At 43.8% G+C, this 7,301-nt stretch carries 4 protein-coding genes; 1 reads left to right on the top strand and 3 read right to left on the bottom strand.

What is annotated here, in order from left to right; translation table 11 throughout:
* Positions 1–210: 210 nt before the first annotated feature.
* Positions 211–4,116: an autotransporter outer membrane beta-barrel domain-containing protein gene (locus tag ACR2PX_RS14040; protein WP_433999979.1), complete on the bottom strand. Its 3,906-nt coding sequence runs from the start codon at positions 4,114–4,116 to the stop codon at positions 211–213.
* Positions 4,117–4,780: 664 nt separating this feature from the next.
* On the opposite strand from ACR2PX_RS14040, the gene ACR2PX_RS14035 reads away from it, so the two are divergent.
* Positions 4,781–5,344, top strand: a complete 564-nt coding sequence (locus tag ACR2PX_RS14035; protein WP_433999978.1) for a hypothetical protein — start codon at positions 4,781–4,783, stop codon at positions 5,342–5,344.
* Positions 5,345–5,650: 306 nt separating this feature from the next.
* Here the strand turns inward: ACR2PX_RS14035 and ACR2PX_RS14030 are convergent, their stop codons facing one another.
* Complete coding sequence (locus ACR2PX_RS14030) at positions 5,651–6,529, bottom strand: hypothetical protein (protein WP_433999977.1); 879 nt, start codon at positions 6,527–6,529, stop codon at positions 5,651–5,653.
* Between the two features lie 3 nt (positions 6,530–6,532).
* Entirely contained in the window at positions 6,533–7,165 is a 633-nt protein-coding gene (locus ACR2PX_RS14025) for a hypothetical protein (protein ID WP_433999976.1), read from the bottom strand.
* Positions 7,166–7,301: the final 136 nt, after the last annotated feature.

Here is a 7,301-nt window from a genome sequence, read left to right as displayed (position 1 = left end):
TGTTCATAGCACTTGGCGTTATCGAGGAGATCATAAAGTTTCATGACACTGTTTTACAAGAAAACGTCTTCTATTCATAGCCACATAAGTCATCCTGTTTCCAGCTCCCCGGAATCCGCTAAGAGCCAAACAAAAAAGCCCCGCAGAAGCGGGGCAAAAAGTTCAGGTCTTGTTACAGACGCTGGTGGTTAATCGTTAGTCTATGACTAATCAGAAATCATAACGGACAGTGGCATTAAAGCTGTCTGCTTTATAGTCACCCATCCAGTTATGATCATAGTGCAGTCCCAGACTCAGGTTGTTCTCCATTTTATAGCTAACACCCAAACCGGCCAGGAATCGATTCTGCTCTCGATCGCCTCCTGTCAGAGTGATAGGTGTTCCTTGCCCAGTCAGGAAAGACACAGTTACTTCTGGTTTATCATCCTTAAAGTCATGATAACCCATCAAGACGAACTCAGGTTGAAGTGTGCCACGTCCAACTTCGAAATCACCCAACAGCTTGAGACCTGCGCCCAGCTCCATGACTTCGAACTCTTTCATTTTACGCTTCTCAGCAAAGTTACCACCGCCACTGACTTTCTTTTCAACTAAATCGTCAAAATCAACACTGGCGTAGTTGAACGCAATCTGTGGCTGAAGAATCCACTGATTAAGCTGATAGTTATAACCCGCTACGAAACTGGCACCCCAGATTGTACTATCAGATTCGCCTTTGTAGCTGATGCTCTTATCAGCCACTGAATAGCGCTTATACTCATTAGTGCCACGACCATAACTGAACATGGCATCCAGGAAGTAGTTATCCTGCATCCAACCAGTATAGAGTGTACCCATATAAGTATCAGTGGTGGTGTCACGCTTCACATCATTGGTTTCAACTTTTGTATCGCCGAATGTGAAAGCAAAACCAACAGTCATCTGATCATTCAGCATACTGTCAACACCAAGAGTGACGCCATTAACCTTGGCTTCATAACCCTTGACGCCATCCTTGTTATCCATTTTTCCATCGCTGAAGATATATTCTGCCCAGAATCCCTGAGATTCAAACATATCACCTGCACTAATGCCTGTGCGTCCATTGCTGAGACGACGACCGATAGACTCATTCACCTTGTTCTGCAAAGTCACTGCAGCCCTGCCAACTCCGTTATGGAGGTCTGGCATGACATCTTCAACAACTGAAGCAATGGCTTTACCATCATCAGCCGACTGCACAGTGTTATACATAGCTTCAGAAGTAGGCATATGAGCCGCAGTCATAGCTGCCTCGTTCATGGCAACATAAGTCTTCGCCTGATTCTCATTCAAGCCATGCTCTGTACGCAGCTTATTCATTGGATTTGGATCGTACTTCAGATCAAGAGAGTACATAGACTTCTTAGTCTGTTCATTCTTCGCAAACCCGCTAGTAGAAGCATCCAGGAAGACACTTCCTGTTTCTGGAGCTACAAAACTACCTTCCACCTTATCAGCTTCCACTGCAGCAATCGAAGTCGCGACAGCCTTACCTGACTTAGCATCCTGGTAGAGTTTTCTGGCATGCTCAAAACGCTTCTTGCCATCCATGCTAGAAAGGTCAAGATTAACCTTGTTCTGACCTTTCAGTTTCAAAGCACCATCAACACTGGCATAGGGTACTGCTGCCAGAGATGGATCATGCATATCGACAGCCAACACCAGGCTTGCACCTTTCTCAAGTGTTTTGCCATTAGTTGCCAACAAAGAAGGTGCGTAAGCCGTAGTAGCCTTACCCTTGCCATCTAGTTTGCCTTGCTTAAAGGTCTTATAGATTTTCAGGGAACCCTTAGAATCTACAACCAGAGGAGCAACAACTTTTGCCTGATTCAGGTCAGTCGATTGATAGACTGCCTTCTGGGCCTTTTTCGTTTCATCAACATCCAGTGCAGCCAGCTCAGTAGTACCGGGCTTAACTTCAACCAGACCAGTTACACGCACTTCCTTGACGTGCTCATTATCAGCACCGTCAACAACGCCACCGATCTCACCACCTTTCAAAGTACCTTTTCTTAAAGTAACAGTGGAGCCAGTGAAACGTTTAGGATCTTTTTCATTGCCTTTATCAGCAGCGAAACCTTTCAGATCACCTTCCAGAGAACCACCGTCCAGAACAAAGTTTCTGAAACCGTGGATATGTTTGGTGACCTCCTGACCAGAAGCCAGAGTTACATCTGCATCTCTGCTAACAAAGACAGGCTTAGCTTCTTTAGAGATTGAACGAACAGTCGCCTTACCTTTCAGATCAAAAGAGGCCAATGGCTTTTCAGCTGTACTGACGACATCAGCATGCAGCTGACCATCTTCAACCAAAACCCTTTCAAAATCTGTCAAACTGACATGTGAGACAGAACCTTTTCTAACCTCAAATACATCAGGCACATCTTCAGCATCAACAGCAACGATATGCTTATCAAAGCCGTCGGTAGAACCTTCCATTGCCCTTTGAGCATTTAGGCCCTTGACAGGCACAGCCTTAATTTCCGTCACCGTAATTGATCTGGGCTGTTTTTTATCTTTTGCTTTGTCATCACCTTCAGACTCGCCTGAAGCTGCATCCTCAAGAAGAATTTTATTCTCTTCCTGAATACGCAGACGAGTATTACTCAGAACAATGTTCTGACCAGCTACGACACCTTTACCACCTTGAGCTGCATCATCAGAGCCAGCATCAACAGTAATATCACTGTCTGTCAGATGAACATTTGTGGAAGCTGGAGTAACACCATCTTCAGCAACACCGACCTGCCTGACTTTCAACTTGGACCCTGTGATGCGTACATCTTCATGGCCTTTTACGTTGACATTACCTTCTTTCGCTCCTTCGATAACCGCAATCGTCGATTTTCGAGCTACAGGCTTCTGAACTGTGTCACCCTTTTCATTTTTGGTTTCTTCCATAACATTAACTTGCTCTGGAAGAGCAGCAATCAAGTCGACAAAAGTACGAGCCTCTTTTGCCTGATTTCCTTCACCCTCGATACCTACACCAGAAACGTCATCAACGTCTTTCAGATAAATGATGGTGGATCGGATAACACCATCTTTCGCAACACGCACAGATGTTCCTTCTTTAGCAACAAATGCATCCAGTGCCCGTTCTTTTGTACCAAACCCGTCGTGCACAGCACTGGATTTCTCAGAAAGAACGACCGTACCATGCGCCTTATTATCAACACCTTCGCCAGTTGCAGTCGAAGCTACCACTGGAAGTCTTTCTCCGTCTTTAAAGCCACTATTGACGCCAGCTAAGTCCAAAACCTTGGTTTTAAAGCCTAACTGGGTAATTTTGCCATCACCAGCGGTCTTTAATTCAAAAACCTCATCGATTTTGGCTAACTTTTCAAGAACAGCCTTTCTAACACCTTCATCCGTTAAATCCATACCTCTAAGGACAACAGCCTCAGGTGCTACCTTAACCTTTTTGGTTTTCTTAGTAGCCTCATCCATGACTTCTTTTTCAACAAGAATGGCTTCCTTGAGTTTATAATCACTAAGCGCTAACAAGCCTTTCAAGTGCTTCTCTTGAGCCTGCTGAAGGCTCTGCCCTGCCCTTTTAACAAGACGCTGCTGAATACCATGGTCTTCTCCATTAAATTGAGACCTTGCTTCAGTTGTACCCAGGGTTTCAGGACTTCTTTCGAACTTTGTCAGAACTGCTTTTGCACGCTTTTCTAAAGGTTTTTCTTCTTTAGGCTGGCTATCACCTGACTGCTCTTCAGAAGTTGTGCTCCCTCCATCATCAGAAGCAGCTTTATTTGCCCCCATCAAAAAGAATCCAGGCGCCTCGGCTTGCAGCTGCTTCCAGAAATTAGCATTCACAAACAGACGCTCTGCATCTGTATGCTTTTCATCGTACTTAGTTTTATAAGTCTCATAACGACTAACAGCCTTATCAGCTTGCGCCTTCAGCGGATCATCTGCCTCCAATTCATCCCGAGCCTTAACCATCTCGGAAAGATCGACTTTATCGACTGTTTTAAAGAAATCATTATCCACATGGTATTGAGCCTGTGAATAATTACCATAACCACCAAGAGCCGTTACAACGGCTACGGAAAGCAGTGTCTTTTTAAACACCTGAACTTGTCTCATTACTCCAACTCCAACCTCTAGTCTGGATGTTTTGCTCGTTGAATTTTCTCATTTATGAGCTTTTTCAAATCAATGGACATCTCAGGCATAGGAGCCTGAAGGCTGGGTATCGTACAGAGGGGTAGAAGCAATATTAAATACTGTTTCAGAATTAAAAGTGGGATTAATTTTTCTCTAGATTCTATTAAATTAAAAATTTGATCAAATATAATTCATCAACTAACTTTCACCGGTTGTTAATTTCAATATATATTCAATTTAAAGGTATTTATTTAACATTCATATCCAGAGTATTAAAATACTGTTACAGGAAGGCTCTATTAAAAAACATTAAACATTCGATAATTCAAAGGGTACAATAGTACTAAAAAAGCACTGCTTACCTATGAAACACATTCTTCTGATTCTTTTTTCTAGCCTTTTTCTACATGGCTGCCACTCACCGGCTCCCTTTAATACGACTACCACTCAATCTCTGGCCATTTCAAAGCAGCTGAAACCTATTGAGATTATAACCTCAACGTACACCCTTAAAGCCTGGGTACCAAAACGACCTGACACTCTTAAATTAAGGATATATATAGAAGGCGACGGTAAAGCCTGGCTTAAAAGAGGCATCCCCTCTAGCAACCCAACTCCGGTCAATAGATTGGTACATAGCCTTATGCTGGAAGATCCATACGCTGATATCGCATACTTGGGCAGACCATGCCAGTACATCATGACTGATTCGTGCAATAAATCCGTTTGGACCTTTGGTCGCTATGACTCAACGTCTCTTGAAAGCATGAACGAGGCTATCGATTATTTGAAAAAAATGGGTGGCTACAAAGAACTGGAGCTAGTTGGGTATTCAGGAGGCGCAACACTTGCTTTACTCTCTGCTGCACATAGGAAAGATGTGACATCCATCTGGACTCTGGCTGGCAATCTCGATCCGCACTTTACCAATGCATTCCATAAAGTCACTCCTATGCCTTCCGCAATGAACCCACTGGATTTTCAGGAGAGACTAAGCCAAATTCCTCAGCTGCATTTTTACGGCAGCAAAGACCCTATCATTCCTTATCAGATATCAAAACATTATCGAAATTCGTTAAGTCGCCAGAATTGCATTTCTATAAACAGAGTTGAAGGTGCAACACACAGCCAGGTATGGAATCAAGAATGGAGAAGACTAATATCAGTTAAGCCAGAATGCAGGCTTATAAATGATGAGAAAGAGTGATCTGGCGGTGAGGGAGGGATTCGAATCCTTCCTTTCGACCGCTATTGCTAAGTAATTCAGTCACTTAGCGATGACTACTCTACCTTATAACGTCCTTTTTGATCAATATCTTTCGTTACTGGTCAGTTTTATGGACACTTTTTGGACACCTTTCAGAGAATCTACTCTACTGAGTTTCTCGGCGTCTGGTAGCTGCTCTCAAACAGTGGAGCACATACTATACGAGGTACTAGGAAAAGTGAAGTTGTTCGTCGTACTTATGCAGAAAATACCTATGCACATCGCACCATTGCAGCATCTATCAGGTCATGGCTGCCAAGCCGGTGGCGGACTCGCCTTTACATGCTCTGTTGTATCCGTTTCAGGTTGGTATACAAACTCTTCATAGACCCAGTTTTCCGGCTCTCTGGATTCACAGTACTTGGCATCAGGCCATTTTTTCTCAGCGGCTTCTTTCTGTGCTTGAGCTTCGGGAGATAGTGTTAATGTGACTGTAGACATTATGGTTTCAATCATGTCTTCAAGGACACGACGGGAGTCATCCACTGGCGTCCATTGGCTGGTTGGAAATATGACTTTTAAATAGTGACAGTCTGAAACGGGTGTAATCCATGCACTGTTGAAGTGTGCGTCTTCTTCAAGAGTAAGACCGGGCTGAGGTCTCATGCTTTGATAAGTAGCCCACTGAACACCATTGAGGTTCACAACCTTCCATTTTTGCGGTTGTATTCTTCTTGGCCGAGGACCCAAAGTGTTTTTAAGATCTTCAATAGACATAGGCCTACCTGGACCAGAAAAATAGTGAGACCGGGTGTCAGCCTGCTCCAGTTGTGGAGGGCAAAAGCAACTCATGCCTTCAGGTAGATCAGGCACAAAGACAACCATCGCAGCACCCGTATTGTGACCTAAGTAAGAATCTTGACCAAACCCAGCCCAATAACCCCAATGACGCCTCATAAAGGTATAGTAGCCCTGAGATTCTCTCAATCTATGATCTATAGAATATTGAGAAAGATCGTTAATATTGACATCACAATCAGTCTTTGATTCTCCAAACATATCCGTGTTCGAATATGGTAGTGCAATTTCAAAGACCGCTCCGGAAAGATCAAATTTCCAGTGCGTCAGCTTTTTCATGTCAGGGCCAAGCGGCTTGGCTCTAGATGCAAACAGTCTCTTTAACATTATTTATGCTACCGCTCTGGCTCGTCTTACATCTTTGACAAACTGCTCATTGCTGTCATACCACGTACCTCTTCCTTTACCATTAGCAAGAGCGTGCAAAGTCTTTATGGCATCCAACAACCCTGGCCCCTTTTTGAGCGTGGCAAAAGCAACAGCAGCGACACCTATTCCGAGCGCTTCGCTACCAAGCTGCCCATACATTTTTGCCATTCCATAACCACCAAGAGCCGTTACTGCAACAGGTGTATTCAATACCTTCTTACTGATGTTTCTACTATGAGCACCAATGACACTTTCATTGTTATCTCTGGCCTCTTGTGCTGCCTTTTTACCAGCCATCACAATTTCTGCAACAAGATTATTTTTCCGGATTCCCCCAGCAAAAACATCCAGTGGTGCAGAGTTAAACCATTTACTGTCTTTAGAAAGGCCCAGTTCGTCAATCAGCTTTTCCAGCTCTCGAATACTGGCTGTATGATTTGAAAAGAACAGTTTTTGTTTACCAAACTGATTTTTGACTACTTCACTTTGCGGAGTCCGTTTCAAATCCTTCAACGCACCCAGCATCACTTCTGAACCTTCTCCCTGAGCAAGCCAGTTGACCGAAACCCCTCTTTTAGCCGCAACTTCTATCATTGATGCCACTTCGTAACTATTCAGCCCCCTCAAAATAGGCTGGATTTTTCAGAGTTTTGTGCCATTTTCTACTAAACCTTTCTCTTCACTCTCAGTCATGACTCATATTGCACCCGATATACAGACCCGCGTCGTA

The organism is Endozoicomonas sp., assembly GCF_051008435.1.
Classification (GTDB): Bacteria; Pseudomonadota; Gammaproteobacteria; order Pseudomonadales; family Endozoicomonadaceae; genus Endozoicomonas_A.
Note: the sequence above shows the minus strand (reverse complement) of the source record. Positions and strands in the feature narration are given on the sequence as shown.